Origin of the sequence: Pseudomonas sp. SWRI111 (assembly GCF_014268555.1) — a bacterium.
In the GTDB taxonomy this organism is placed as follows: domain Bacteria; phylum Pseudomonadota; class Gammaproteobacteria; order Pseudomonadales; family Pseudomonadaceae; genus Aquipseudomonas; species Aquipseudomonas hamedanensis.
In genome coordinates this window covers 174,105-200,034 of the sequence record NZ_JABWQQ010000007.1, presented here as the reverse complement: position 1 = coordinate 200,034, position 25,930 = coordinate 174,105, and the positions used below count along the sequence as shown (strand labels likewise).

General features: G+C 60.0%; 15 protein-coding genes and 2 tRNA genes. 10 read left to right on the top strand and 7 right to left on the bottom strand.

What is annotated here, in order from left to right; all coding sequences use genetic code 11:
- The first annotated feature begins 134 nt into the window (after positions 1–134).
- The 3 genes from HU755_RS11420 to HU755_RS11410 all read left to right on the top strand — a co-directional run bounded on the left by HU755_RS11420 (position 135) and on the right by HU755_RS11410 (position 4,740).
- Entirely contained in the window at positions 135–1,322 is a 1,188-nt protein-coding gene (locus HU755_RS11420; RefSeq protein ID WP_186547651.1) for an ATP phosphoribosyltransferase regulatory subunit, read from the top strand.
- A 54-nt stretch (positions 1,323–1,376) separates the two neighbouring features.
- On the top strand, positions 1,377–2,666 hold the full coding sequence (locus HU755_RS11415; protein ID WP_186547649.1) for an adenylosuccinate synthase: 1,290 nt from the start codon (positions 1,377–1,379) through the stop codon (positions 2,664–2,666).
- 139 nt (positions 2,667–2,805) lie between these two features.
- Entirely contained in the window at positions 2,806–4,740 is a 1,935-nt protein-coding gene (locus HU755_RS11410; protein ID WP_186547647.1) for a methyl-accepting chemotaxis protein, read from the top strand.
- Positions 4,741–4,831: 91 nt separating this feature from the next.
- Here HU755_RS11410 and HU755_RS11405 read toward each other — a convergent pair whose 3' ends face one another.
- The 4 genes from HU755_RS11405 to HU755_RS11390 all read right to left on the bottom strand — a co-directional run bounded on the left by HU755_RS11405 (position 4,832) and on the right by HU755_RS11390 (position 8,083).
- Positions 4,832–6,397: an iron ABC transporter permease gene (locus HU755_RS11405; protein WP_186632562.1), complete on the bottom strand. Its 1,566-nt coding sequence runs from the start codon at positions 6,395–6,397 to the stop codon at positions 4,832–4,834.
- Positions 6,397–7,407, bottom strand: coding sequence for an extracellular solute-binding protein (locus tag HU755_RS11400; RefSeq protein ID WP_186632559.1), 1,011 nt, complete (start codon positions 7,405–7,407; stop codon positions 6,397–6,399). The genes HU755_RS11405 and HU755_RS11400 overlap by 1 nt, the downstream gene beginning before the upstream one ends.
- 322 nt (positions 7,408–7,729) lie before the next feature.
- Positions 7,730–7,816: transfer RNA gene (locus HU755_RS11395), tRNA-Leu, on the bottom strand.
- 180 nt (positions 7,817–7,996) lie between these two features.
- Positions 7,997–8,083 (bottom strand) — tRNA-Leu (locus HU755_RS11390).
- A gap of 226 nt (positions 8,084–8,309) precedes the next feature.
- On the opposite strand from HU755_RS11390, the gene rnr reads away from it, so the two are divergent.
- The 7 genes from rnr to dnaB all read left to right on the top strand — a co-directional run bounded on the left by rnr (position 8,310) and on the right by dnaB (position 15,599).
- Positions 8,310–10,937, top strand: a complete 2,628-nt coding sequence (gene rnr / locus HU755_RS11385; protein ID WP_186547641.1) for a ribonuclease R — start codon at positions 8,310–8,312, stop codon at positions 10,935–10,937.
- Positions 10,934–11,701: a 23S rRNA (guanosine(2251)-2'-O)-methyltransferase RlmB gene (gene rlmB, locus HU755_RS11380; RefSeq protein ID WP_186632556.1), complete on the top strand. Its 768-nt coding sequence runs from the start codon at positions 10,934–10,936 to the stop codon at positions 11,699–11,701. Before rnr ends, rlmB begins: the two co-directional genes overlap by 4 nt.
- A gap of 305 nt (positions 11,702–12,006) precedes the next feature.
- Positions 12,007–12,426, top strand: coding sequence for a 30S ribosomal protein S6 (gene rpsF / locus HU755_RS11375; protein ID WP_007915844.1), 420 nt, complete (start codon positions 12,007–12,009; stop codon positions 12,424–12,426).
- A gap of 29 nt (positions 12,427–12,455) precedes the next feature.
- Entirely contained in the window at positions 12,456–12,686 is a 231-nt protein-coding gene (gene rpsR, locus HU755_RS11370) for a 30S ribosomal protein S18 (RefSeq protein ID WP_002551829.1), read from the top strand.
- A 36-nt stretch (positions 12,687–12,722) separates the two neighbouring features.
- Positions 12,723–13,616 carry a hypothetical protein gene (locus HU755_RS11365; protein ID WP_186632553.1) on the top strand — a complete coding sequence of 298 codons (894 nt, stop codon included), beginning with the start codon at positions 12,723–12,725 and terminating at the stop codon, positions 13,614–13,616.
- A gap of 18 nt (positions 13,617–13,634) precedes the next feature.
- The gene (gene rplI, locus HU755_RS11360; RefSeq protein WP_003186385.1) at positions 13,635–14,081 is read left to right on the top strand and encodes a 50S ribosomal protein L9; all 447 of its coding nucleotides are present in this window, start codon (positions 13,635–13,637) and stop codon (positions 14,079–14,081) included.
- A gap of 120 nt (positions 14,082–14,201) precedes the next feature.
- Positions 14,202–15,599 carry a replicative DNA helicase gene (dnaB, locus tag HU755_RS11355; protein ID WP_186547633.1) on the top strand — a complete coding sequence of 466 codons (1,398 nt, stop codon included), beginning with the start codon at positions 14,202–14,204 and terminating at the stop codon, positions 15,597–15,599.
- A 51-nt stretch (positions 15,600–15,650) separates the two neighbouring features.
- Here dnaB and HU755_RS11350 read toward each other — a convergent pair whose 3' ends face one another.
- From HU755_RS11350 to HU755_RS11340, 3 genes are all read right to left on the bottom strand, one after another.
- Positions 15,651–20,090: an NEL-type E3 ubiquitin ligase domain-containing protein gene (locus HU755_RS11350; protein WP_346655431.1), complete on the bottom strand. Its 4,440-nt coding sequence runs from the start codon at positions 20,088–20,090 to the stop codon at positions 15,651–15,653.
- A gap of 332 nt (positions 20,091–20,422) precedes the next feature.
- The gene (locus HU755_RS11345) at positions 20,423–23,005 is read right to left on the bottom strand and encodes a hypothetical protein (protein ID WP_238349978.1); all 2,583 of its coding nucleotides are present in this window, start codon (positions 23,003–23,005) and stop codon (positions 20,423–20,425) included.
- 65 nt (positions 23,006–23,070) lie between these two features.
- A complete protein-coding gene (locus HU755_RS11340) occupies positions 23,071–25,734 on the bottom strand; it encodes a hypothetical protein (RefSeq protein WP_186632547.1) in 2,664 nt (887 codons plus the stop codon).
- Positions 25,735–25,930 lie beyond the last annotated feature (196 nt).

Sequence of the window (25,930 nt, the reverse complement as noted above, 5' to 3'; positions counted from 1 at the left end):
TTTTTCGAGGGAAGTGATTGGCGAAGCCGGTAACAGGCTTTTCGCTGCGTTGTTCATGCGCGGAACAATCGTTTTCTGCTTCAATCAAGGCTCAGCCCTCGGGCTGGCCGCCCGGATCAAAGGGGAATGGCGTAATGGCAACGGTAGACCGCTGGCTGCTGCCAGATGGCATCGAAGAAGTACTGCCACCGGAAGCGGCGCGCATCGAAGTGGCGCGTCGCCAGGTGTTGGATCTGTTCCAGAGCTGGGGTTACGAATTTGTCGTGACTCCCCATATCGAGTACCTGGAATCCCTGCTGACCGGCGCGGGCCAGGACCTGGATCTGCGTACCTTCAAGGTCATCGACCCGCAATCGGGCCGGCAGATGGGTTTCCGCGCCGACATCACGCCGCAAGTCGCGCGCATCGATGCGCATACCCTGCGCCGCGAAGGCCCGAGCCGTCTGTGCTACGCCGGCAGCGTGCTGCACGCCCAGCCGCGTGCGCTGTCGTCCTCGCGCAGCCCGATCCAGCTGGGCGCCGAGTTGTACGGCGACGCCAGCCCGAGCAGTGACGTTGAAGTGATCAGCCTGATGCTGGCCATGCTGCAACTGGCCGACGTGCCGGACGTGCACATGGACCTCGGCCATGTCGGCATTTATCGTGGTCTGGCGCGCGCCGCCGGTTTGTCCGGTGAGGTCGAGCAGCAGTTGTTCGATGCCCTGCAGCGCAAGGCCATCGACGAAGTCATCATTCTGACCGAAGGCCTGCCGGCCGATCTGTCCGGCATGCTGCGTGCGCTGGTCGATCTGTGCGGCGGCCGTGAAGTATTGGCCGCTGCTCGCGAGCGACTGGCGAATGCGCCGGCGCCAGTATTGGCGGCGCTGGAAGACTTGCTGGCCATCGCCGAGCGTCTCTCGGTGCGCTTCCCGCAGCTGCCGCTGTATTTCGACCTGGGCGAGTTGCGCGGCTATCACTACCACACCGGTGTGGTATTTGCGGTGTTCGTGCCCGGCGTGGGTCAGTCCATCGCGCAAGGCGGTCGTTATGACGACATCGGTGCCGACTTCGGTCGGGCCCGTCCGGCGACCGGCTTCTCTACCGATTTGAAAACCCTGGTGACCCTGGGGCGTGCTGAGATCGAGTTACCGTCTGGCGGTATCTGGATGCCTGACAGTACGGATGCGGCACTCTGGCAGCAGGTTTGCCAGTTGCGCAGTGAGGGTCAGCGTGTCGTTCAGGCGTTGCCTGGGCAACCTTTGGCCGCCGCCCGTGATGCGGACTGCGACCGGCAATTGATTCAGCAGAACGGGCTTTGGCAAGTATCGCCATTGGCTTCTTGAGTTTTCCTGCCGGCCTTCGCCGGCACCAAGTTTGCGCGAATGAGGACAAGTGTTATGGGTAAGAATGTCGTAGTCCTGGGCACCCAGTGGGGTGATGAGGGCAAAGGCAAGATCGTTGATCTGCTGACCGAACATGCTGCCGCCGTAGTGCGCTACCAGGGTGGCCACAACGCTGGCCACACCCTGGTGATCGACGGCGAAAAAACCGTCTTGCACCTGATCCCCTCGGGCGTGCTGCGCGAAGGCGTCCAGTGCCTGATCGGCAACGGCGTGGTGGTTGCACCTGACGCCCTGCTGCGCGAGATCACCAAGCTGGAAGAGAAGGGTGTACCGGTGCGCGAGCGCCTGCGTATCAGCCCGTCCTGCCCGCTGATCCTGTCCTTCCACGTGGCGCTGGACCAGGCCCGTGAAAAGGCTCGTGGCGAGCTGAAGATCGGCACCACCGGTCGCGGCATCGGCCCGGCCTATGAAGACAAGGTGGCCCGTCGCGGCCTGCGTGTTGGCGATCTGCTCAACATGCCGCGCTTCGAAGACAAGCTGCGTGAGCTGGTGGATTACCACAACTTCATGCTGGTCGGTTACTACAAGGAGCCGGCCATCGAGTTCGAAAAGACTCTGGCCGAGTGCAAGGAATACGCTGAGCTGCTCAAGCCGCTGATGCTCGACGTAACCGCTGAGCTGCATGAGCTGCGTCGTGCCGGCAAAGACATCATGTTCGAAGGTGCTCAGGGTTCGTTGCTCGACATCGACCACGGTACCTACCCGTACGTGACCAGCTCCAACACCACCGCCGGCGGCGTGGCGACCGGTTCGGGCGTTGGCCCGATGTTCCTCGATTACATTCTGGGCATCACCAAGGCTTACACCACTCGCGTCGGTTCGGGTCCATTCCCGACTGAGCTGTTCGATGACGTGGGGGCGCACCTGGCCAAGCAAGGTCACGAGTTCGGCGCGACCACCGGTCGTGCTCGTCGTTGCGGCTGGTTCGACGCCGTTATCCTGCGTCGCGCTATCGATGTGAACAGCATCTCGGGCATCTGCCTGACCAAGCTGGACGTACTTGACGGTCTGGAAACCATCAACATCTGCATCGGCTACAAAGATGCGCAGGGTAATGCCGTTGCTCCGACCGACGCTGACAGCTACGTAGGCCTGCAACCTGTGTACGAAGAAGTGCCGGGCTGGACCGAATCGACCGTGGGTGCCAAGACCCTGGAAGAGCTGCCGGCCAACGCTCGTGCCTACATCAAACGCGTTGAAGAGTTGATCGGTGCGCCGATCGACATTATTTCGACGGGCCCGGACCGCAACGAAACCATCGTTCTGCGTCATCCGTTTGCTTGATAAGTCGTTGATGTAAAAAACAAAGGCCCCTTAATCGGGGCCTTTGTCGTTTATGCCTGTTGGACGGCATGACCTTTGCTGTGAATCTGTCTACAAGAGTGCCATCAAATTAATGGCGTCAGAAGTAGAGGGATTTAAAGTGTCAGCCGTTCTCTCACTGTTACAAAGCCGTTTGTTGCGGCCGGTGTTCGTTACCTTGGGTATCGCCCTTTTGGTGCAGGTGTTGGTGGCGGTTGCCCTGACGCGGAGCACGGTCACGGCGCTCGAAGCTGATTTGGCTGTGCGCCTTGGCGCCGACAGCCAGAAACTCTCCGGGGAGCTGGAGCAGGCGGGACGTGAAGTGACGTCGAGCCTCGATGCGCTATCTGCCAGCACGCGTCAGCGGCTGACCGCCGGCCTGTCATCGCGCCTCAAGGAAGAGCAGGCGCAACTGCGGGCAACCCTGGAAAAGGATCTCAAGGATTCGGCCAATGACATGGCGCAGTTGCTGGCTTCCGTTGCGCCTCGCGCCATGTGGGACAGCGATGTGCCGACGTTGTCGGAGTTCGCCCGTCGTGCCCAGCGCAATCCCAACGTGCTGTTCGTGGTGTACGACGATGCCACTGGTCAACACCTGACCCGCTATCTCAATCGCGAAAACCCGATCAACAAGGCCTTGCTGGAAAAAGGCCAGGGCGAGCGCGCGCTGGATAAAGTGTTGGATGCAGCGAAGAACGATCCATCGGTGTATTACCTCGAAGCCTCGATCAACCCTAATGGCGTGGAAATCGGCAAGGTGCTGATGGGCGTGTCCACGGCCTCGGTGGAAACTGATCTGGCTGCACTCGACTCGCGTTTCTTAGCGCTGATTGCCAGCAGCGATCAGTTGGTCGGCGACAGTCTCAAAGGGGCTGCGGCGGACAGCGCCAAGGCCATGCAGGCGCGCCTGCAATCGGCGCAGGCCACGGCGACCGAGATGAAAACCAACACGGCCAATACTGTCCAGGAAGCGGCTGCGACCCTGCGCTGGCGAATAGGCATGGGGCTGGCGCTGGTCGGTTGCGGCGTGCTGCTGTTGCTGGCAGTGGTGCTTGGTCATCGCGTGGTCAATCGCCTGAAGATGCTCAACGCGGCGATGGATGATCTGGCAGCGGGCGAGGGCGATCTGACCAAGCGCGTGCAGATCAACAGCAAGGATGAAATCGGCGACATGGCGTCGGCGGTCAATCGCTTTGTGGATAAGTTGCAGCCGATCGTGCGCGAGGCAGGTGATGTCGCTCAGCGCACTGGCGTTGAAATTGGCGCGATGACCTTGCGCAACGCTGGCGCCGATGCGGCTGCCGGGATGCAGCGTGACGAGGTCGCGGAAAGCTTGCGTGCGCTGTCGCAAATGGCTGACGAGGCGCAGTCGGAGAGCCAGGCGATGCAGGCGGCGTTAAAGCAGGTTGTCGATATTCGTCAGGCCACCGATGAAAACACTCGGACTTCGGCCAAGGTTGGTAGCCTGATTGAAGCGCTGGCCGGGCAGGTCGATACCGGGGCGAAGGTCATCGAACGCCTGGCGCAGCAGAGCGAGCAGATCGAAGTGGTGCTGACGGTGATTCACGGCATCGCTGAGCAGACCAACTTGCTGGCATTGAACGCGGCCATCGAGGCCGCGCGGGCCGGTGAGACCGGTCGCGGTTTCGCGGTGGTCGCCGACGAGGTGCGTGCGTTGGCGAGCAAGACACAAAGCTCCACAGGCGATATTCAGGCGCACATCGTCGCGCTGCAGCAAGGTGCACGCGAAGCGGTCGAAGCGATCGGTCAGGCCGGGCGTCAGGCCAGCGAAGGCCTGCTGGTGCTGCGAGACAGCGCGCGGCTGCAACAGTCGGTGCAGGCCTCGGTCGAACAAGTGCATGCGGCGATCGGTCTGGCGACGCAAGCGGCAGCGCATCAGGCGCAGGGAGCGCAGGCTGTTCGTGGGCGCGTCGAGACCATTCACGCGCAGGCCGAGAAAGCGGCGCAGGCGGTGGTGGAGACCACGGCCAGTGGCAAGGTGTTGGATGGCCTGGCCGCGCAGTTGAAGGCGAGTCTGGGGCAGTTCAGGGCTTGATGCTAACCGCGCGGGCCTCTTCGCGAGCAGGCTCGCTCCTACATTTGGAATGCGTTCCCCTGTAGGAGTGAGCCTGCTCGCGATAGCTATTTCAGCTACTCAGATACATCCGCGTCGTCAGCAAATAAACCGGCAACCCCGACACCACAATCAATAACGCCGCATAGGGCGCCGCCGCCGCAAACTCAACGTTCGCGGTATGCGCCCAGACCTCGGTCGCCAGCGTATTAAGCCCTGTCGGGCTTAGCAGTAGCGTTGCCGTCAGTTCCTTCATTGCATCAAGAAATACCAGCGCAAACGCCGCGCCCAATGCCGGGAAGATAATCGGCAACGTCACTCGACAAAAAGCCGTGAACGACGAAGCCCCCAGCGTGCGCGCCGCCTCCTCCAACTGCGGCGCTGCCTTGTTCAGGGCAGTACGAATCGGCGCCTGAGCCAGCGGCAGAAACAGCAGCGCATAGGCGATCAGCAGCAACCCCGACGTCTGGTACAGCACCGGCACGTAGTGCAGGGCGAAATACACCAGCGTCAATGCAACCACCAAGCCCGGCAACGCATGCAGCAGATACGGCAGGCGCTCGGCCCAGATCGCCAGTCGGCCTTTGTGGCGTACCACCAACAGCCCGACTGGCACTGCCAGCAGCAGACATAACGCTGCGCCGCCCAACGACAATGCAAGCGACGACAACAGCGCCTCGCCAATTGCCGCCGCCGGAAAGGCAGCAGATGAACCGACCGCCAACCAGTACGCCAACATCCCCAGCGGGATCCCGCTGCCGACGATCGCCAGCAACAGGCAATAGAGCTGACCGACCGCTGCCCACGGGCCGAGACGAACCTGTTCGGCCTGACGCGCCGCGCCCTGCCCGGTGCGCACATGCCGGCCCTTGCCGCGTACCCGCAGTTCCAGCCATAACAGCAGCAGACACAGCGCCAGCAACACGGCCGACAGCATCGCTGCGTTGGCGTTGCTGAATTCCAGCTCGAACTGCTGGTAGATCGCCGTGGTGAAAGTTTGCAGGCCGATGATCGACAGCGCGCCGAACTCCACCAGCATGTGCAAGGCGATCAGCAGCGAGCCGGCCAGCAGCGATGGCCACAGCAGCGGCAAGGTGACACGGAAAAATACGCCCCAGCGATTCTGCCCAAGGGTGCGAGCCGACTCTTCAAGGGAGGGATCAAGATTGCGCAGGGTCGCCGCCACCGGCAAAAAGATCAGCGGATACTTCGACAGGCTCATCACCAGGATTGCCCCGCCCAGGCCTTCGAATTGGGCGCTCAGAGAAACCCAGGTGAAACCGCTGACGAACGCCGGTACCGCAAACGGCAGGCACAGAATCACGCCCCACAGGCGGCGCCCCGGCAGATTGCTGCGCTCCACCAACCACGCCAGCGACAGGCCGACCACGGCACAAGTGATTGTCACCCCAACCATCAACGCGAGGGTATTGCGCAGTAGCCCGAACACGTACGGGCGCCATAACAAATGCAGCGCTTCGGCCCAGCCGGCCTGCCAGGCTTTAAGCCCGACATATGCCAGCGGCAACAGGCTCAGCACCACTAGCAGCAAGACCGGCAGCACCAGCCAGATCGACGGTCGTTTGCGTCTTGGTACATAACCCCCGCGCGCGGCGGGGGCGGATAACGATGCGGCCATCAGTTCAAGCCAACTTCGCGTTCCAGCTCCAGCGCTTCTTCAGCATTGCCCAGATCGGCGGGGGTGACGTTCGGCGCTTGCAGTTCGCTGAACGGCTTGAGCCCGCGATCCGATTCCATGCCTTTGTGCAGCGGATATTCGGCGGTGGTCTGGGTGATCACGCGCTGGCCTTCTTCGCTGGCCATGTAGGCCAGAAATTGCTGGGCTTCTTTTGGATGTTTGCTGGACTTCAATACCGCAGCGCTGGACACGGTGATCAAGCCGCCGACATCGCCACCGGTGAAGTAATGCAGTTTGGAGTCGAGTTGGCCTTTTTCGCGCTGCAGGGCGAACCAGTAGTAGTTGTTCACCAGGACCGTGGCGACTTCGCCGTTTTCCACGGCTTTGAGCGCGACCATGTTATTGCTGTAGGTCTTGCCGAACGCGCGCAGACCGGTCAGCCATTCTTCGGCGGCGTCGCGGCCGTGCAGCTTGATGATCGCGACAGCCTGCTCCTGGAAGGCGCCGCTGGTCGGGACAAAGCCGACCTTGCCTTGCCACTTCGGATCGGAAAACTCCATGACCGATTTCGGCAGGTCTTTTTCATCGATCAGTTTCGGGTTGAAGGCAACCACGCGCACCCGCGCAGTCACACCGATCCAGGTGCCGTTGCTGGCGACGTACTCTTTTGGCAGAACAGCCAGTGTCGCGTCATCGGTCTTGGCCAGGAGACCTTGTTCGCCCAGGTTGTTCAGGGGCGGTGACTCTTCCGTGTAGATCACGTCGGCAGGCGAGCGGTCGCCTTCTTCGATGACCTGACTGGCGAGCTGGTTGCTGCTGCCTTTGCGCACATTGACGTGAATACCGGTCTTGGCTTCGAACGCCTTGGCGATCGCATCGCCGACTTCCTTGTGCTGGCCGTTGTAAAGAGTCAGGGACACCGCATCGGCTGCCTGGGTGAGGGGAGTGGCGAGCGCCAGGCCGAGGAGGGTGAAGGTCAGGCCTCGGCGCAGGGTATTTCGAAACATCATTCGCAGGGTTCCTCACTGTCGCATTGCAAAAACTTGCAACAATGATAAACGATATTGTTTCTCAAGTGCGCCTTGTAGCGGTCGCACGAATTCAACGGTGGCTGAAAAACATTGTGGCGAGGGAGCTTGCTCCCGCTGGGGTGCGCAGCAGCGCTCGTGTTTGTCTGGTTGCACGGTGCGTGCAGATTTGCGACTGCTGCGCAGCCGGGCGGGAGCAAGCTCCCTCGCCACAGGTGATCTGGAAATTTCAGGAAGGCAGAAACGCAAAAACCCGCTTTCGCGGGTTTCTGTGAAATTCAAGGCCTGAACCTTGAATTTGAATTGGTGCCCAGAAGAAGACTCGAACTTCCACGACCGTAAGGTCACCAGCACCTGAAGCTGGCGTGTCTACCAATTTCACCATCTGGGCATTCATCGCAAGCGTTGCCGCTGTTGATGTGGCGCACTATACGGAGCGCTTTTTGATCTGTAAACCCCTGATTTAATTTTAATAAACCGGTTTTAACAAATGCGTTCCCTGAAATGCAAAAAACCCGCTTCCGCGGGTTTTGTGTGAGTCTTGAAACTGATCTAGTCTCAAACTCGAAATTGGTGCCCAGGAGAAGACTCGAACTTCCACGACCGTAAGGTCACCAGCACCTGAAGCTGGCGTGTCTACCAATTTCACCACCTGGGCATCATCGAAAGCGCTTGTGCGTCGTCGATGGCGCGCACTATACGGAGCAGCTTTTTAACTGTAAACCCCTGCCGCAGAAAAAACTGAATTTTTTTACCAGCGGCGTTCAAATCGGTATCAGAGCGTCGATACAGGGCCTTGTACGGCTCTTGTAGAGTCGGAAATTTCCCGTTTCACGGCGCCTATGCCAAACTAACCCGCATATAGACAAGGTGAAAACTCTCTAATGGCCGATTGGCAGTCCCTCGATCCCGAGGCCGCTCGTGAAGCGGAAAAATACGAAAACCCTATTCCCAGCCGCGAACTGATCCTGGCGCACCTCGCCGATCGGGGTTCGCCTGCTGCCCGCGAGCAACTGGTCGAAGAGTTTGGTCTGACCACAGAAGACCAGATCGAAGCCCTGCGCCGCCGTTTGCGCGCCATGGAGCGCGATGCGCAACTCATCTATACCCGACGCGGCACCTACGCGCCGGTAGACAAGCTCGATCTGATCCTCGGTCGCATCAGCGGTCACCGTGACGGCTTTGGCTTCCTGGTGCCGGACGATGGCAGCGACGATCTGTTCATGAGCCCGGCGCAAATGCGTCTGGTGTTCGACGGCGACCGTGCGCTGGCCCGTGTTTCCGGTCTCGACCGTCGCGGTCGTCGCGAAGGCGTGATCGTCGAAGTGGTATCCCGCGCGCACGAAACCATCGTGGGTCGCTACTTCGAAGAGGGCGGCATCGGCTTCGTCGTTGCGGATAATCCGAAGATCCAGCAGGAAGTGCTGGTCACCCCGGGCCGTAACGCCAACGCGCAGATCGGTCAGTTCGTCGAGGTGAAAATCACCCACTGGCCGACGCCGCGCTTTCAGCCGCAAGGCGATGTGGTCGAAGTGGTCGGCAACTACATGGCGCCGGGCATGGAAATCGATGTCGCGCTGCGTACCTACGACATTCCGCACGTCTGGCCTGAAGCGGTTCTGAAAGAAGCGGCGAAGCTCAAGCCTGAAGTTGAAGAAAAAGACAAAGAGAAGCGCATCGACCTGCGCCATCTGCCGTTCGTCACCATCGACGGCGAAGATGCCCGCGATTTCGACGACGCGGTTTACTGCGAAGCCAAGCCGGGCAAGCTGCGTCTGTTCTCCGGCGGCTGGAAGTTGTACGTGGCGATTGCCGACGTTTCCAGTTACGTGAAGATCGGCTCGGCGCTGGACAACGAAGCCCAGGTGCGCGGCAACTCGGTGTATTTCCCCGAGCGCGTGATCCCGATGCTGCCCGAGCAGCTGTCCAACGGCCTGTGCTCGCTGAACCCGCAGGTCGATCGTCTGGCCATGGTTTGTGAGATGACCATCTCCAAGTCTGGCGAAATGACCGACTACTGCTTCTACGAAGCGGTGATCCATTCCCACGCCCGTCTGACCTACAACAAGGTCAGTGCGATGCTGGAAACGCCGAAGGCTACCGAGGCGCGCAAATTGCGCGGCGAGTACACCGACGTCGTGCCGCACCTCAAGCAGCTCTACGCGCTGTACAAAGTGCTGCTGGCCGCTCGTCACGTACGTGGCGCGATCGATTTCGAGACGCAGGAAACCCGGATCATCTTCGGTTCCGAGCGCAAGATTGCCGAAATCCGTCCGACCGTCCGCAACGATGCGCACAAGTTGATCGAGGAGTGCATGCTGGCCGCCAACGTGGCCACCGCCGAATTCCTCAAGAAACACGAGATTCCTGCACTGTACCGCGTTCACGCCGGTCCGCCGCCAGAGCGTCTGGAAAAGCTGCGCGCCTTCCTCGGTGAGCTCGGCCTGTCTTTGCACAAAGGCAAGGACGGTCCGTCGCCGAAGGATTATCAAGCCCTGCTCGCGAGCATCAAGGATCGTCCGGATTTTCACCTGATCCAGACGGTTATGCTGCGTTCGTTGAGTCAGGCGGTGTACAGCGCTGAAAACGATGGTCACTTTGGCCTGAATTACGAAGCCTATACCCACTTCACCTCGCCGATCCGTCGTTATCCGGATCTGCTCACGCACCGCGCGATCCGCAGCGTGATCCATTCGAAACAAGACACCCCGCACGTTCGCCGTGCCGGTGCGATGACCATTCCGAAGGCGCGCATCTATCCGTACGACGAGCCGGCGCTGGAGCAGCTCGGCGAGCAGTGCTCGATGAGCGAGCGCCGTGCCGACGAAGCGACCCGTGACGTAACGAACTGGCTCAAGTGCGAGTTCATGAAGGATCGCGTCGGCGAGTCGTTCCCGGGTGTGATCACCGCCGTGACCGGTTTTGGTCTGTTCGTCGAACTGACCGATATCTACGTCGAAGGCCTGGTGCACGTCACCGCGTTGCCTGGCGATTACTACCACTTCGATCCTGTGCATCACCGCCTGGCGGGCGAGCGCACCGGTCGCAGCTTCCGTCTTGGCGACACCGTTGAAGTACGCGTCATGCGCGTCGACCTCGACGAGCGCAAGATCGACTTCGAGATGGCCGAAAAAACCATCAGCGCGCCGATCGGTCGCAAAAAACGTGGCGCCGAAACCGCCGCGCCTGCTGCCAAGTCTGCGGAGGAAAAGGCTCCAGCGAAAACCGCCAGCCGTCGTCCGGCCAAGGAAAAGGTTGCCGAAGCCTATCGCCCAAGCGATGCCGTGGCGAAAAACGCGGAACTGCGTAAAAGCCGCGAATTGAAAAAGGCCTTGCTGGCCGATGCGAAAAACGGTGGTAAAGCGGCGTCCGGGGGAAAGACCGGGCGGTCGGCGCCTGAGGCGACCGGCGGCAAGCCAGCCAAACCGAGCAAACATCGTAAAGGCCCGCCGAAAGCGGGTTCTGCTCCAGCCAAAAGTGGCGGGGCGCGTAAACCGAAGGCGAAGTCATGAGTCAGTTGGAAAAAATCTACGGCGTTCACGCGGTAGAGGCGTTGCTGCGTCACCACCCTAAACGCGTCAAGCAGATCTGGCTGGCGGAAAGCCGCAACGATCCGCGCGTGCAGACGCTGGTGGAACTGGCCAACCAAAACCGGGTTCAGGTCGGCCAGGCCGAACGCCGTGAAATGGACGCCTGGGTTGAAGGCGTTCATCAGGGCGTGGTGGCGGAAGTCAGCCCGAGTCAGGTCTGGGGCGAGGCGATGCTCGACGAGCTGCTTGATCGCACCGAGGGCGCGCCGCTGTTGCTGGTACTTGATGGCGTAACCGATCCGCACAACCTCGGTGCCTGCCTGCGTTCGGCCGATGCGGCCGGCGCGCTGGCGGTGATCGTGCCGAAAGACAAGTCGGCCACTTTGACGCCGGTGGTTCGTAAGGTGGCCTGCGGCGCGGCGGAAGTGATTCCGCTGGTTGCGGTGACCAATCTGGCACGTACCCTGGAAAAGCTCCAGCAACGTGGCCTGTGGATAGTGGGCACGGCCGGTGAAGCTGAAGTCAGCATTTATGACCAGGACCTGACCGGCCCGACCATCCTGATCATGGGCGCTGAAGGCAAAGGTATGCGGCGCCTGACTCGCGAACATTGCGACTACCTCGTCAACCTGCCGATGGCCGGTAGCGTCAGCAGCCTCAATGTCTCGGTCGCAACCGGCGTATGCCTGTTCGAAGCCCAGCGCCAGCGTGGTGCGAAGGCCAAGGCTGCCGCCAAAAAAGCCTGACCTGCTGCAAATCCTTGTAGGAGTGAGCCTGCTCGCGATAGCGGAGTTACATTCAGCATATAAGTTGAATGTTGCACCCTCATCGCGAGCAGGCTCACTCCTACATTGTTTTGTGGTGTGGCAAGAATTGGTGGTTGTTCAAATAATCACCAATTGCCTTGCGCCCCCGCAGTCCCTTCTCTACAATTGCGCCCCTTGCTGTGACGGCAGGCATGCATGTGCCCCGCGCCAGCAAGTCCATAAGTGTCATTCACTCCTTGTCTGACCGTTTTTGAGCGGCAGGCTACAACCCGTAAGGAGCATTCATGCGTCATTACGAAATCATCTTTCTGGTCCACCCGGATCAGAGCGAGCAAGTCGGCGGCATGGTTGAGCGTTACACCAAGCTGATCGAAGAAGACGGCGGCAAAATCCACCGTCTGGAAGACTGGGGCCGTCGTCAACTGGCCTACGCAATCAACAATGTTCACAAGGCTCACTACGTGATGCTGAACGTTGAGTGCACTGGCAAGGCCCTGGCCGAGCTGGAAGACAACTTCCGCTACAACGATGCAGTGATCCGTAACCTGGTCATCCGTCGCGACGAAGCCGTTACCGGCCAGTCCGAGATGCTCAAGGCTGAAGAAAACCGCAGTGAGCGCCGTGAGCGTCGCGATCGTCCTGAGCACGAAGGCGCTGAAAGCGCTGAAGGCGAAGAGAACGACAGCGATAACGCTGACGAGTAATCCACGGACCTTATTAAGGAGCCTATCAAATGGCACGTTTCTTCCGTCGTCGTAAATTCTGCCGCTTCACCGCTGAAGACGTGAAAGAGATCGATTACAAAGATCTCAACACTCTGAAAGCTTACGTATCCGAGACCGGCAAAATCGTTCCAAGCCGCATCACCGGTACCAAAGCTCGTTATCAGCGTCAGCTGGCCACCGCTATCAAGCGCGCCCGCTTCCTGGCCCTGCTGGCCTACACCGACAGCCACGGCCGCTGAGACCGGGCAGTCGACAAGTAGCAAAGGATTGAATGCATGCGTGCCTTAGCTGAGTTCATCATGCGCGGCCGCCTGCAGGCCACTCTCGTAGTGGCCGGGTGTGCAACATTGCCGTTGTTGTATTGGTTGGGTGCCGCCGCCGGGAGCCTTGTGCTGCTGCGGCGCGGATTGACGGACGCCCTCGGCGTTCTGTCCCTGGGACTGCTGCCGGCATTGATTTGGTGGCTGTATGCCGATGACCCACGGGCACTTCTGGTGCTGCTGGGTTCTTCGGGGCTTGCGTTGGTTTTGCGCGCAAGCGAATCCTGGGTCCGTACGCTGCTGGTCAGCGTGGCGATCGGGGTGGTGTTTTCAGTGGTGCTCGGCGTCGCGTTTGCGGCCCAGATCGAGATGCTCGCGCAGGCCCTTATAAAGGTCATGCCAGCGCTTCTCGGTGAGACCTACAAGCAATTGTCGGTCGATGAGCAAGCGCGTTTCGCGTCCCTGATCGCACCGGTCCTGACCGGACTGATTGCGGCTTTGTTGCAGATCGTCAGCGTGCTGAGCCTGATTGTCGGGCGGCATTGGCAGGCGTTGTTGTACAACCCGGGTGGTTTTGGTCGCGAGTTTCGCACCATCCGGATCCCGCTGGGGCCGGCGATGTTGCTGCTGGCGTTGATGCTTCTGGGCCCGAATCTCGGTGCACAGATGGCCATGTTGACGCCGTTGTGCAGTGTACCGCTGGTGTTCGCCGGACTCGCCCTGATTCACGGGCTGGTCGGGCAGAAGCGACTGGCCGGTTTCTGGCTGGTGGGGTTGTACGTCACGCTGCTGTTGTTCATGCAGCTGATCTATCCGTTGCTCGTGGTTCTGGCCATTGTCGACAGCCTGATTGATTTTCGCGGTCGTCACGTGTCGAAAGACACCGACAGCGCGAACGGTGAAGGTTAAAAGTTAGAGGATTTTCACATGCAACTGATCCTTCTGGAAAAAATCGCCAACCTGGGCAACCTGGGCGACAAAGTAAACGTTAAGGCCGGTTACGGCCGTAACTACCTGCTGCCTTTCGGCAAGGCTACCGCTGCGACCGCTGCCAACCTGGCTGCGTTCGAAGAGCGTCGCGCCGAGCTGGAAAAAGCTGCCGCAGACCGTAAAGCATCGGCTGAAAGCCGTGCTGCCCAACTGGCCGAGCTGGAAGTGACCATCACTGCCACCGCTGGCGACGAAGGCAAGCTGTTCGGTTCGATCGGTACTCACGACATCGCTGACGCACTGACCGCCTCCGGCGTTGAAGTTGCGAAGAGCGAAGTTCGTCTGCCGAACGGCACCATCCGCAACGTGGGTGAATTCGACGTGGCCGTGCACCTGCACGCCGAAGTTGAAGCCACCGTACGCGTTGTCGTGGTAGCAGCTTAAGCAACACGGATCGGCTGGCGGCTTGCCCGTCAGACGGTTAACATCGGGCACGATCCTGTTTACAGGTCGTGCCCTTTGTCTTTCTGAAACTCCTGCTTTTCACCTAATTCTCAAGTGGCCATGAACGATATCTCCGCTCCCGAGCAATACGATCTGCAAACCGCTGCCCTGAAGGTGCCGCCGCATTCCATCGAGGCCGAACAGGCCGTACTCGGTGGTCTGATGCTGGACAACAACGCCTGGGAACGTGTGCTCGATCAAGTCTCCGACGGCGACTTCTACCGGCATGACCACCGTCTGATCTTCCGTGCGATCGCCAAACTGGCCGATCAGAACTCGCCGATCGACGTTGTGACCCTCGCCGAGCAACTGGACAAGGAAGGCCAGACCTCGCAAGTCGGCGGCCTCGGCTACCTGGGCGAACTGGCGAAAAACACGCCGTCCGTCGCGAACATCAAGGCCTATGCGCAGATCGTCCGCCAGCGGGCGACCTTGCGTCAGTTGATCGGTATCAGCACCGAGATCGCCGACAGCGCGTTCAACCCTGAAGGCCGCACCGCCGAAGAGATCCTCGACGAAGCCGAACGGCAGATCTTCCAGATCGCCGAAGCGCGACCGAAGACTGGCGGTCCGGTCGGCGTCAACGAGCTGTTGACCAAGGCCATCGATCGCATCGACACCCTGTTCAACACCGACAACGCCATTACCGGGCTGTCCACCGGTTACACCGACCTCGACGAGAAAACCAGCGGCCTGCAACCTTCTGACTTGATTATCGTCGCCGGCCGTCCATCGATGGGCAAAACCACCTTCGCGATGAACCTGGTGGAAAACGCCGTGCTGCGCAGCGAAAAAGCCGTCCTCGTGTACTCCCTCGAGATGCCAGGCGAATCGCTGATCATGCGTATGCTGTCTTCGCTCGGCCGTATCGACCAGACCAAGGTGCGTTCCGGTCAACTGGAAGATGACGATTGGCCACGCCTGACTTCCGCAGTCAATCTGCTCAACGATCGCAAACTGTTCATCGACGACACCGCCGGTATCAGTCCCTCGGAAATGCGCGCGCGGACCCGACGTCTGGTGCGTGAACACGGCGATGTCGGCCTGATCATGATCGACTACCTGCAACTGATGCAGATCCCCGGTTCGAGCGGTGACAACCGGACCAACGAGATTTCCGAGATCTCGCGATCCCTCAAAGCCCTGGCCAAGGAATTCAACTGTCCGGTGGTGGCTCTGTCGCAGCTCAACCGATCTTTGGAGCAGCGCCCGAACAAGCGCCCGGTGAACTCCGACTTGCGTGAATCCGGAGCGATCGAGCAGGACGCCGACGTGATCATGTTCGTCTACCGCGACGAGGTGTATCACCCGGAAACCGAACACAAGGGCATCGCCGAAATCATCATCGGCAAACAGCGGAACGGCCCGATCGGTTTTATTCGCCTGGCCTTCATCGGCAAATACACGCGCTTCGAAAACCTCGCCCCGGGCAGCTACAACTTCGACGACGACGAGTGACGGCTGGCCGAAGACATTCGGCCAGCCGTCTCGTTGCCTGATACCGCCGGCTCAGGCAGACGTCTGAGCCGCCGATTCATCGGCGGGCGATGTCTCGACGGTGGTACGAGGTTGCAGCTCTTGCCGGGTCAGTTCCTGAATCAGCGCCGCTTCGGCAATCGCCAGTTGTGCCTGCCCATCGTTGGTCTGTGCAATGTACTGGGCTTCGGTCAGTTGCTCCTGAGCATACTGGCTGTCCAGTGCGGCTTGCCGGTCCTGAAAGGGCTGCCGACTGGCTTCGAATTGCGTCTGGTATTTGTAAATGACGAAATCCTGCCAGAAGTCCATGGACACCAACGCCTGAAATTCCTCAGGTGAATCATTCAGAACTATCACCTTGTTATAGGCGGCCTCAAGCATGCCCGGCGTCACCTCGGCCATCAGGATAAAAGTCAGTGACTGTGGCTGAAACGGTAATTGCAGCCGGTCCTTCAGGCCGAAGCGATACGCCATGGTCACTTCATGCTGATCGCGTATGCGGCGACGATGAACGTTGCGCTGTGCCTCGGATGTTGCCGGATCGTTGATAATCAACCGGCTGGAGGCGACGTGCGCGGCGGCGATGTCATCCACCTGTTTCAGGCGGAACAACCCTCTGGACAATGTCACCAGTGGCGCTCCGTTCTTATCCTGGCGGGCCTGCATACGTGCCTTGTGGGTTACCGCGAGGATTTGCAAATCGGTAAAGGTCGCTGCCGCGAGGTCGGTACAACCCGCTTCGCAAGCCCGATCAAACAGCTCTCTGCGCAGCGCCCGTGATTGCGCATCGTTGTCGGTCATGACATCGATCACTTCCCAGACCTGACGTCGAAAGTCAGCATGACCGGAACGGCTTTCGATAATGTTGAAAAAACCGTCAGACCCTTCCAGCTCGCGCAACATCCGCCATTGCGCTCGCCGTGCGGCGACCTCGTCGGCGGAGAGTCCGCTAATCCATTGCTCACGCAGCTCCAGAGGATTGCGATCGGGTTGGCGTGCCACGAGCTGTGAGGACGTGACCAGGTTGGGGCCACGGTTCAATGCCAGCCCTGCGTCTCTGAGCCGTTGAACATAGCCTGCCAGTTGGGCGGCAGTGGTGTCGACGAGCGGGTTATTGGTCACCCGCGTGCTGTTGTTGGCCCGCACCGATTGCGCCAGGCGATCGGCAGGCGGCGCGGTGACGAAGTCCGGAATGGTGGTGATCCGGTTGTGGCTCAGGTTGATGGAGTCCAGCAGTGGCTGGTCGAACAGCCCCCTGGGCCAGCTGGAAATGCCCGTGGTCGACAGATCGATCGAACGCATGTCCGTTATCTGGCTGAAATCCGGCAAGACGCCCAATTGCGGGTTGTTGTTGAGCCAAAGCGCCCTGAGCGTAACCCGCCCGGCGAGGATCGCGGCCGTCTCATCGGTCAGCTGGAGCTGGTTGCCGTGGAGAAACAGGCGCGTCATTGCATGCATTTCCCCAACGGCCGGCGGCAGTTCCCTGAGCCGGTTGTTCGACATGTCCAGCCAGCGCAGATGCCGAAAGCGCGTCAGAAAACCTTCCGGGGATTCAGCCAGGTTCATTCGGGCCAGATTGAGTGAGCCGACGTGGCTGAAGTCGATGCTCAGGTCCGGCAGGGTCGGCAGTATCAGACCGCTGAGGTCCAGCTCCAGGCCAATCGGCGTGCCATCGACGGCGTGCTTTTGCGCGGTTTCCCGGCGCCAGCAGGCGATGATGCGATCCCGTGCCGCTGTACGGTCGTTGCGGGTCTGAGCGTTGATCTGTAACTGATTGGCGCGAACGTAGCGCTGGCGATTGCCGCCTCCGGAAAATACCCAATCATCGAGCTGACTTTTCAACTGGCCGAACTCCTGTTCCAGAGCCTCCAGCCGCCCGTTGACGCTATCCGCTTCCAGATTCCAGAGGAACTCCCGGCAGGCCTTGATGCTTTTAGCCGGGAACATTTTTTTATAGCGCTGCGCCAGCGAGTTTTCACTGTCGAAGGCATCAGGACGTAGAGGGTCCATCAGCTCCGGATAGGCGTCGCTCAGTTGGCGCCAGTAGGCGTCGAAGTGGCGCCAGTAGTCGGACGGGAAATCGTTGCCCAGCAGCAGTGTCGCGCCGTTTATCCGGGCGATGCCTGGCATTTTTTCAAGCGTCGGCTCAAGCAGATGGCCTGGCACCTCCCGCAAGCGGTTATTGCGCAGGTCCAGGCCCGTCAGGGCAGATTTGTCCTCCAGCCCGGTCGGCCAATGACGGATGCCGGTGTTGTTCATGTTCACCGAAATCAAGCCAGCCATCGCGCTGAAATCCGGACACAGATCGAGTGACGGGTTATGGGACAGATCGATGATCGTCAGACGGCTCAGCGCGCTGAGTGTGGCCGCGCCTGGCTCATCCAGTTCAATGCGGTTGGCGCTCAGGTCCAGGCGGCGCAGAGAGTCCATTCCACCCACCACGGCGGGTAACGTCTTCAGCCCGCACTGGTTGATGGACAGCTGCTCCAGATTGGGAAAGTTGCCGAGAAAAGTGTCGGCGTCATCCGACCAAGTGATGGACAAGAGGTCGAGTCGCTTTATATGGCTGAAGTCCAGCGTCAACGCCGGGAGCGGACCGCTGCCTGAGGTGATCCTCAACGTTTGCACGGAATCGTCGAGCCAGCATGCCTTGATGATCCGGGCGACGCGTCGTGCCGATGTTTCGCCCGGGCTGCCGCTGGCCGTGCCGGTCTCTTGGGCCGCGACATAACCTTGCAACTGAGATTCGAGCAAATCCAGTTGTTCGATCCGTTGCGCCAGGAGCGTATCTGCATCGTCGCCCAAGGCGATTAAGTAGGCTCTGGCCTCTTGCGGGTTTTTATCCGGATACAGCCGTTGCACAATCGCCACTTCGGGAATGTCACTGTCGAGTCTGAACGCGCCCGGCAGGGGGTCGATGCCCGGATGCGACGGGGCGGCTGCCACGCGTTGCCAGAATGCTTCCAGCGTTTTCCAGTAACCGGCAGGAAAATCGTTGCGTTCGATCAGCGTGACGGCGTTGATCCGGTAGATCCGTTCAAACTGATCAGCAGCCGGCGCGACGAGTGCCTCAGGCACCTCGCGCAGAAGATTGTCGCGCAGGTCGAGCCGCTCGAGGCCGCTGTGCTGCGTCAGGCCGATGGGCCATTGCTCCAATTGCGTGCTACGCAGATTCAGTGTCTTGAGTCGCGACATGGCGCTGAAGTCAGTGTGTCTGCCCAACGGGTTAGCGGACAGGTCGATGTGCTCCAGAGTCACCATCGTGCCCAGGGCGGCGGCGGATTGTTCGTCGAGCTCCAGGCGATTGGCATGCAGATCCAGCGTCTGCAGATCGCTCATTCCGGTCATGGCAGCGGGCAGCTTATCCAGTCCGCAATCGGTGATGGACAGGCGTTGCAGGCCGGAAAAACCGTTAAGAAACGTTTCGCCAGTGCCTGACCAAAGGATCCCGTTCAGCTCCAGCGTGCGCACGTGGCTGAAATCTGCTGCCAGTGCCGGCAGCGTCGCGCTGGCGCCAGTCAGCTTCAGGATTGCGCCGGTCTCATGGCGCCAGCAGCGTTTGATCTCCAGCGCAACCCGTTGCGCCCACGCCTTGATGGCCGGCGATTGCGCGTTGGTCCCGGTCCAGTCCTGCAGAGCGTTTTTCAGGGTTTTGTAATCTGCTTCACGCCGCGTCAGTGCACCTGCGACATCGTCCCCCAGCGAACGCACATAAGCAGCGATCTGCTGCTCGTCAAACGTCGGAAACAGCTTTCGCACGCGCGACTCCGGGCTGTGCAGGCGGTTGGCAAGCGTGGCAAACCGGTCCGCCAGTCGTTGCGACAGCGTTCGTTGCGGTTCGCCACGGCGCATGCCGCCAACCCCTGCCACGTTGACGCCGACCCAGCCGTCGCGAGGGTCGCGAACGATCGCTTGCGAGCGACCCGGGCGGGAGGCCACGTACCGGTTGCCTTCGTCATGGGCAACCGGATCTTCACTGCGCACGATCCGCAGCACCGGTACTGACGGTGATGACGAGTCAGCATCGTGCAGAACCTGATAGGCGTGCTCACCGATGACCACATAGAGCTTGTTATCGTGGTGAAACGTACCGTCGCCGCCAGGTTCGACGCCGGTAAAATCCAGTGCAGTCCGGAACGCTTCCAGCCGACTTGCGGACAGCGGGAAGAGGATCGGCTCCAGGTCGCTGCGCACTTCCCAGCGTCCGCTGATGGCATCGCGCACCAGCTCCGGGCCGGAGGGTAGTCGTTCGTTGGCCAGGGTGGCGCGTACCAGACCCGTTTGCGCGTCCGTCGCGACCTGTACGACCAAGCCGTCGGGCAAGTCGACATAGTGGCGCCCCTTGAATGTCCGCAGACCACGTTCGTCGGGAGCCGGAAGCCGTGCGGTGGCAGGTACCCGGTAGTATTCAAGAGGTTGTGGTGCAGGCGTGGCAGGCGGTTGTGCGGGCGGATCGAATTCGTTGACGGTCACTCGCGGCGCGGGAAGGATGGCATCCAGCTCGGCCTCGTTAGCGGTCCTTGTCGATGTCGGCAGATTCTCGCGTGAAATGGCAAGTGAACCCGTGTCTGTCCGCGCGTGGGGGTCGAATTCTCGCGAATGGGGAGTGGGTCGTGTCGTCACCCCCGGGCTGACTTCGACAGTGGTGGTCTCTCTGACGGGTGGTTTGTTTTTCACTTTCATGTCCTTGAAAAGATTGTCCCGCCAGTTGCGCGAGTGGCGCACTGAAGGGACTTCGGCGTCATTGCCTGATGTTCGACGTCAGCACTGCAAGACTGAGTCGGCTGGTTACATGCATGGCGACTTCATGTCGCCAGATCGAATATTTTGCGGGCCGTGCGACCGTCAATCGTTTCGCGCCAGATCGCCACATGGGGCAGACCGGCCTGCTCATCCCGGCGCTGGGAGGATGCGCCCCGTCCGGCCTGTTCAAGCGTTTTAAGGTGACCGCCCTTGACCGTGAAATTGAGGGCCAGGCTGTCGTGTTTTTCATAGTGGAAATGCGCTTCCCACAGTGGCGCGTCATCGGCGCGGTCGCTGATGGAATAAACGTCCAGGAACGACTTGTCGCGGCCTTTGCCGATTTGTTTGCGCTCTACGGTGCGGGTCACGCTGAGTGCTGCATGATCGAGTAAATAGTTCAGGCGCATGATGTCCAGCACGTCCCGGTTTTTGTACATGCGCACCAGAACCCGTTGGCCTTCGGCGCTCAGCGAATCGCCTGCGCTGCGCAGACGATCGGTGAGGCTCGTGAGCTCAGCGTCAGCGGCGGCCTCCGGGTGATGGGCTAACTGATGGGCATGCTCACTGAGCCGGTCGGCGGCCTTGCCCAGGTATTCGAGAATGTCCGTGGGATTGTCATGTCGCGATTCCCGAGTCTTGGCCTCGGCAAGGTGGCCGGCGACGTCGCTGAGCAAACGGTGCGCCTGCGCAACAAGCAGGGGCTTGGGCGTTTCGGCAGTCTGCGGACGCACCGGCAGCCATTCGCCCTGACGTTTTTCGTAGCGTTGCGGCTGGCCATCGGGGCGGAACGGATCCGCCACTTTAACGGTGATGTTGCCATCCGCAGCGACTTCCTTTTCACCCACCAGCACTTTGTAAAGACCGTGCTGGCGCGTGCGAAAGACTTTGCGAGCAGGGGCGGGCGTCGCCGTTTCGGTGCTGAGCGTCTGCCTGGGAACAAAGTCGAAATCGATATCCTGATCGAGGCTGAGTGGCTCGCCACGACGGCGGAACGTGGCGAAGATATCGCTCAGTTTGCTGTCGATGCGCTGCTCGAACGGCTCGATAAGACTGATGATCTCTTTGAGATACCCCGCGTTCTCAGGGCTGGCGGAGGACAGCAGTGACGCAAAGTGCTGTTTTTCCGCCCTGATCTGACTGTCGGCCAGCATCAGTGCCATTGGCTGTTGCGGTTCGGCAATGTTGTTCAGATCGTTGGCGAACAGGTCAATCGCCAGCAAGGTTTGCATGCCTTTTGCCGGCGGGTTCTCGGGATTGTCCGAGAGTAGACAAAGATAGGCGGTCAGCTTGTTACGGTTGACCAGGTCGAAGCCCGGAACAGCGTTGAAATCTTCGTCGAACTGAAAACTGGTGCGCGGGGCGGCTTTGCTCAACTGCTCGATGACCCCTTGGCGGTCTTCGAGCAGCTTCAGCTTCTTGTTCATGTGTGTGATGATTTTCTTGAAGTTGTCAGCCGTTAGTGCCGTGACCGTGGGCCTGATCCTCAAATCCATCACCGCCATCAACCGGTTGAGGTACTCGACTCGCTCCAGCTGGAAGGTGTGCAATTCTTCGTTGTAGAGGGCTCTGGTTTTAACGCGGATCAGGCCGTCCTTGTTGCCGATAAACGACTGTACGAAGGCGGTCTGGAGTTTGACGTGCTTGATCAGCTGTATCTCGACGGCGACCAGCGCGGCGGTCTTCGCGTCACTGCCCTCGGCCTGTTGCCGTGACTCGGCGAAAAGCGTGTTGTACCGGGCCGCCGAGTGCTTCAAGTCACCGTGGGCCGCGGCCATGGCCGTGTACATGATCTGCAGCTCGGCGACGCTCACCTGCGGTTGTGGATTGCGCCGCATGCCACCGTTGAGTCCGGGGTGGGCAGCGACCCAGATGTGGGCCGGATTGCGCGTAATGGCCAGCGTTTGGCCAATTCGACTGGCGTGATAGACGTTGCTACTGTCGGCCGCGACCGGATCTGGCGACCGGGCGATACGCCAGACTTTTTGCGCCGGCGTGGACGCATCGAGATCCTGCAAGACCTGATAACCGCGTTTGTCGATAACCACGTAAAGCTTGCCGTCATGGTGGAACACGCCGTCGCTGTCGGCAGTGGCAGTGCTGAAATCCAGATCCGTGCCGAAGGCCTGCAGACGTGTACCGGTCAATGGTGCGATGGCATCGTTGTCATTCATTGATCTCCAGCGCCTGCTGTCACGGTCGCGAATCAGCGTCGGTCCCGAAGGCGTCAGTTCGCTCGGCAGTCTGGCCCGGTACAGCCCCGTGTCCGGGTCTTGTGCTACTTGCACGACACGGCCGTCGTTCAGGTCGACGTAGCGGCGTCCCTTGAAAATCCTGAAGCCCTCGACATCGGCGTTCGGCAACGCAGCGTTTGCACTGAGTGTGTATTGCTCCAGCGGCGCCGTCGGGGATGTCGTAGGCGTAACGGTCAGGGGCTGCTCGCTGACCGTTACTGCAGGTGCGGGCAGGATGGCATCCAGGTCAGCGGTTCCGGTCGGGCTGTCCGTGCGTGGCGGATTGCGTGTCGTCGTGGTCAGGCCAGGGCCGGTGCGGACCGGCGTGTCGGACAGATGCCCCTCGACCGGGTTCTTCGGTAGCGCGTGGACATCGACTGAGACATTGACTCGAGTGAGGGGCTTTACTGCCATGTGTTGTTCATCCTTGAAACAATGATTGCATCAGCGCCGTTCAATCGGCGACTGGACCGCGTGGTTTAGTGTGTCGTTTGCGAGGAGGTGGAGGCTTCACCGGCTCGGGAACGCACCTCCAGCTCGAAAATTCTTTGCGCGGTGCGTCCGTCGAGTTGTTCGCGCCAGATGGCGGTGTGTTTGCGGCCTTCCATTTCTTCTTTGCGTTGTGATAAACGCCCTTTCTGACTCTGCTCAAGGGTTTTCAGGTGGGCGCCGCGCACGTTGAAGTCCGACTTTGGGGCTTGCTCGGTCGCGTAGTGAAAATGCGCGTGCCAGAGCACTTTTCCATCGGTGACATCGTGGATTGAGTAGATGTCGAGAAACTCTTTGCTCTGGCCCTTGCCTCGTGGTGACCGGTGGTGGTTTTCAACTACACGAACCTGTCCCTTGTCGATCAGATAAATCAGCCGTTCGGCGCTCAAAAAGTTTTTGTCCTTGTAGATCCGCAGGCGAATGTTTTCGCCTTCCTGGCGCAGGCGCTCACCGTCCCCCTTCAAGCTTCGTATCAGGTCGCCGGCATTAGGGTCGGTCTGCTCAAAAAGCTGAAGCTCCAGAACCAGGTCATCCAGCACATTAGCTTTGCTCTCGAGCATTTCGACGATGTTGTCCGGATTGTTTTTCCGGCGCTCTTCGTTCAGGGCTGCCTGTACATGCGCGTCCGATTGCGCCAGATGCTGGCGGGCTTCCTGGACAAGCCTGGACAGCTCCTTTTGCGGGGGCGTTCGCACCGGTTGCCATTCGCCGGCCCTTCGTTCATAGGTCTGTATAGGCTGATTAGGGTTAAGAGAATTGCGGACCTCAATAATCTCTTCGCCCTGCGCAGTGTGTCGTGATTCGCCGACATTGATCTTGTAGACGCCGTGCTTTTTGGCTCGAAAAATACGCCTGGGCCGGGGGGCGGTGCCGCTTCTGTCTTGTGGCGGGATGAAGTCGAAATCAATTGGTTGTTCGTGGAAGGGCAGCGCTGGACGCTCAGTCTGTTTCTCGTGATAGCGTTTCAGGCGATGCGCGAGCGTTTCTTCGAACAGCTCCAGTTGCGTGATAATTTCATCGCGTGAGGCGAGTTGTAGAGGGCCAGGTGCCAGGTCCAGTCGCTCGTACCAGTCACGGATGGCGGCGCATTGCCCCGACAGCTCGCTCAGAACGGCAGGGCGCGAGCCGTCTGGAATCCTGTCGAGTGCGCCATATATAAACGTTGCCTGACCAAACTGCGCCGCCAGCTCAGAAGCCTGCGGGGCGGTACCGGTCGATTGGGGGTTGTCCAGCGTCAGGCTTTTGGCCAGGACCCACGAAGCGACGACGTTATGAGTATCCATGGGTGAAAGGATGTCGCCACTCAAGTCGTCAGGCGAGAGCCGCCATTTTTTAATCAGATTATCGGCAATCCTTTGTCGCGCCTTCATCCGGCTGATTATCCGGGTCAGGAACTCTATGGTCCCCTGGAGCCTGTCTGGGTGGACGTCGAGCAAAGGGCCCTCGAGTGCCCGGCGCGTCAGGCTGCATTCGACCAGTTGTTGATAGGCGAGCATTTGCCTTTTTTGCAGCGCAATGACGCTCTGGTTGTAAACGGCTTCCGTAATGAGAACCTTTATGACGGACTTGTTATCGGTGTAGTAGTTGTAGGCTTCCTCAAGCCTCGTCAGCTCTTGCTTATTGTGTAATTTGCGCTCACGCAGCGCCTGTTTTTCGTTTTTGACGATGTCGGCTCGATTGCCTTGTGAATCCCTTGCGGTCATCCATGCAGCTATCAATAGCTGATTTTTATCGTGATCTTTATTGATGGTCTCGGTGAATTGGTCAAGCTTGCTCGCCACTTCCAGGCGCTGAACTATTAACTGTTCGGTCGCTGTACTGCGCCGCATTCCGGCGGCACCTGGCACAACAATGCCCTGCCAACCGTGGCGAGAGTCGAAAACGACCGGCTCCGAGCTGCCGTCACGTGTTGCGACGTACACATTGTGCTCGTGCGTGGCGATCGGATCCTCCGGGCGGACGATGCGCATCACTGTCGTGTGCGGCGACGACGCGTCAAGATCGTGCAGCATCTGATAGGTGTGGTTCTCGATAACCGCGTAAAGTTTTCCGTTGGTGGAATACAGGCCATGACTGTCCGGTTCCAGGTCGCTGACATCGAGGTCGCTGCGAAATCGCTGCAAGCGTGCCGCAGATAACGGGTAGGTCGCGGGCGACAATTGTTCGACCGGTCGCCAGAGTCTGCTTTCGGGATCGGATTGCAGCTTCGGCCCGGAAGGGTTCAGCTCGTTGGGCAGCTTCGCCTGGTAGAGGCCGGAGACAGGGTCCAGAGCCACCTGTACGGCGCCATTTTCTGGCACGTTCACGTAGTGGCGTCCCCTGTAAACCGAAATACCGTCGGCATTCGGGGCCGGCAGCACGATCGAGGGGTGTATCCAGTAATCCTTCAACGGACGTGTAACCATCGCAGGTGCAGGCCCGGGTTCGGTTGTGGCGTTGACCGTCACCCGCGCAGGCGCTGGCGTGATGGCGTCAAGGTCTGTCCCCGCGGTTGTCCGGTCGGCTGTTGACGGCCGTGTGGGAATCCAGTGCACCGACCCGCCGCCGTGAGGCGACGGAAAATCGGGCCGGATTGTCGGGCTGTCGGTGCCGGGTCTGGGCTGGACGTGCACCTCGACAGTGGTTTTGCCCCGAGCGGGCGGTTTGAGTGGCATTGCCTGTCATCCTTTAACGTTCACGCCGTGATATCCGCACAAACGGATATCACGGGTGGTCGGCTTCCTTGCCGTTCTGTGTGTCGTGCGTTCCGGTAAAACGTGTCATCTACCGGGCAGTTTGACGTGGCGGGCGGCTTCATCGAGAAACCGACCATTACCGTCGGAATTGGTCAAAATTTGTGCTATATTCCGC

Coding starts and splice junctions, on each gene's coding strand:
- rpsF (WP_007915844.1), top strand. CDS start 12,007: ATGCGTCATTACGAAATCATCTTTCTGGTCCACCCGGATCAGAGCGAG.
- dnaB (WP_186547633.1), top strand. CDS start 14,202: ATGAACGATATCTCCGCTCCCGAGCAATACGATCTGCAAACCGCTGCC.
- rpsR (WP_002551829.1), top strand. CDS start 12,456: ATGGCACGTTTCTTCCGTCGTCGTAAATTCTGCCGCTTCACCGCTGAA.
- rplI (WP_003186385.1), top strand. CDS start 13,635: ATGCAACTGATCCTTCTGGAAAAAATCGCCAACCTGGGCAACCTGGGC.
- HU755_RS11365 (WP_186632553.1), top strand. CDS start 12,723: ATGCGTGCCTTAGCTGAGTTCATCATGCGCGGCCGCCTGCAGGCCACT.
- rlmB (WP_186632556.1), top strand. CDS start 10,934: ATGAGTCAGTTGGAAAAAATCTACGGCGTTCACGCGGTAGAGGCGTTG.
- HU755_RS11420 (WP_186547651.1), top strand. CDS start 135: ATGGCAACGGTAGACCGCTGGCTGCTGCCAGATGGCATCGAAGAAGTA.
- HU755_RS11345 (WP_238349978.1), bottom strand. CDS start 23,005: ATGGCAGTAAAGCCCCTCACTCGAGTCAATGTCTCAGTCGATGTCCAC.
- HU755_RS11400 (WP_186632559.1), bottom strand. CDS start 7,407: ATGATGTTTCGAAATACCCTGCGCCGAGGCCTGACCTTCACCCTCCTC.
- HU755_RS11405 (WP_186632562.1), bottom strand. CDS start 6,397: ATGGCCGCATCGTTATCCGCCCCCGCCGCGCGCGGGGGTTATGTACCA.
- HU755_RS11415 (WP_186547649.1), top strand. CDS start 1,377: ATGGGTAAGAATGTCGTAGTCCTGGGCACCCAGTGGGGTGATGAGGGC.
- rnr (WP_186547641.1), top strand. CDS start 8,310: ATGGCCGATTGGCAGTCCCTCGATCCCGAGGCCGCTCGTGAAGCGGAA.
- HU755_RS11340 (WP_186632547.1), bottom strand. CDS start 25,734: ATGCCACTCAAACCGCCCGCTCGGGGCAAAACCACTGTCGAGGTGCAC.